General features: G+C 50.3%; 3 protein-coding genes and 1 tRNA gene. All 4 read right to left on the bottom strand.

All coding sequences use genetic code 11. The features are described from left to right. Positions 1 to 142: 142 nt before the first annotated feature. Positions 143 to 219, bottom strand: a tRNA-Met gene (locus ACP5D0_RS10020). 123 nt (positions 220 to 342) lie between these two features. Then, positions 343 to 834, bottom strand: a complete 492-nt coding sequence (locus ACP5D0_RS10015; protein ID WP_472365646.1) for a CBS domain-containing protein — start codon at positions 832 to 834, stop codon at positions 343 to 345. A 205-nt stretch (positions 835 to 1,039) separates the two neighbouring features. Then, positions 1,040 to 1,642, bottom strand: coding sequence for a hypothetical protein (locus ACP5D0_RS10010; protein WP_472365645.1), 603 nt, complete (start codon positions 1,640 to 1,642; stop codon positions 1,040 to 1,042). 11 nt (positions 1,643 to 1,653) lie between these two features. After that, positions 1,654 to 1,836 (bottom strand): EAL domain-containing protein (locus tag ACP5D0_RS10005; protein WP_472365644.1); only part of this gene is annotated, 183 nt, incomplete at its 5' end.

The raw sequence follows: 1,836 nt of genomic DNA, 5'->3' as shown, positions 1-1,836 counted from the left end.
GGGTTGAGCGGTTGAGCTTGGAAAACTGGGTGTGATTGGGCGTTTCACCAGGCCTGGCGAATTTGCCTTGGCTTGGTTTTGGGTTATTGTATGAATTCAAGAGGCATAAAAAAACCAGACGATTGTCTGGTTTTTTGGTATTTGGTAGCGGGGGCTGGATTTGAACCAACGACCTTCGGGTTATGAGCCCGACGAGCTACCAAGCTGCTCCACCCCGCATCAATGTGATGTGGCGTATTATAGTGTGTTACAGCTTTATTGCAAGGCGTTTGTGGAATTAATTTTGAAATTACGTCTTATAACTTGCTTGGTCTTATATCTTGCTTGCTGAGATGTCGGTGTTTAGTTCCATAGGCTGAGTGGTGGGTTTTCGGCGAGGGTGCGGATGAGGTCGCTGCGGGTGAGGATGCCGATGAGTTGGTCTTGGTCGTTGACCACTGGCAGGGCGGTGAGGCGGTAGTCTCCCATGACTTTGGCGGCACGACGGATGTCGGTGACGGGATCAACGGTAATAATGTCGGTTTTCATGATGTGTTTGATTTCTTGATCCGGCAGGGTGAAGACTTGTTCGCCGTCGGTGGAGAGGATGTGCATGAGATCCAGCAGTGTGAGCATTCCGGCCAACCGACGGTGTTCGTTGAGTACGGGCAGTTGGGTAAAGCCGTGTTTTTGAAACAGCCGGAAGGTTTCTTCCAGCCCGGTTTCAATGGGCAGGGTGACAACTGGGTGACTCATGATTTGGTTGACGTTGAGGACGGGTTGCCGTTTGTTGACGTTCAGCATTTTTTGGTAGGCCTGAACGCCTTTTTCGTTGAGGGGGGATGTTTTGTTCAACGCCTTGAATGATCAGGGTTTCGTCTTTGCCGATGTCTTGTTGCAGCTTGGCTTCTTGAACGTTATCGGGTGAGCGAACACGCTTGAGGGCTTCTAAATTGTCGCGAAAGCTGCGACCTTGAATATTGTAAATGGCAAACATGGCGTTCTCAACGGAGTTTAGAGGGTTTCAGTTTACGAGAAATTGGGGGTGAAAATCCAGCGATTATTTTTCCAGCGATTCTTTTGTATGAGTGCGTTTGTGCCAGATGGCGTTTAAGCAGTCTGGGCAGACGCTGTAGATGACTTTGAGCGACTGGCGCTGTGTGAGATGGAGGTCTTCCGGCGGAATCCATTTTTCGGCGCCGAAAGGTTTGAGCCGATTGCACATGCTGCAACGTACATATTGCGGTGCGTGAGTTGCGCTTTCTGCTGCGACCTCTTCAATGTCGATGGGCACCTCGAAGGGGTCTTCTTTGAGCAGAAAGTGTTTCATTTCCACGGCACCGTCTTCCAATGGGGTGAGCTGCAACTCCATAAAGCGTTTGTGGGTGGGGGAGTCGCATCGGTATTGACGAAACAGCACTTCGTTTTTGAGGCGGCAGAGTTTCAGGCAGGATTCGATGTACATACGCGTGGTGTCACTGTGGATAAAGGCTTCCAGTTCTTGACCGATGACGTTTTCGGAGGCGAGCGTTTCTGCGGCACCGCCTTCAGCCGCAACCGCTTCCCAATTGGAGGAGAGTGCGATAATTTTATTGTAGCGATTGACCGTTAAAGCGACTTCGTATGTTTTTTGAGCGGGTGGGTTCGGTTCGGGTGTGTTCATGGTTTTAGGTGTCAGTGTTGAATAAAGTGGGGCTTGGGTTTGCCCAATAGATACCCCTGAAACAGGTTGACGTCTTGCGCCAGCAGCCATTGATATTGCGGATACGTTTCGACGCCTTCGGTGACGACTTCCAGCCCTAAGGCTTTGGCCATGGCAATCATGGCATTGACCATGGATTGATTTTCAATGGATTC

The sequence above is a fragment of the Hydrogenovibrio sp. genome (assembly GCF_049975065.1).
Lineage (GTDB): Bacteria > Pseudomonadota > Gammaproteobacteria > Thiomicrospirales > Thiomicrospiraceae > Hydrogenovibrio.
The sequence above is the reverse complement of the archived record's forward strand: the minus strand, read 5'-3'. Positions and strand labels throughout refer to the sequence as shown.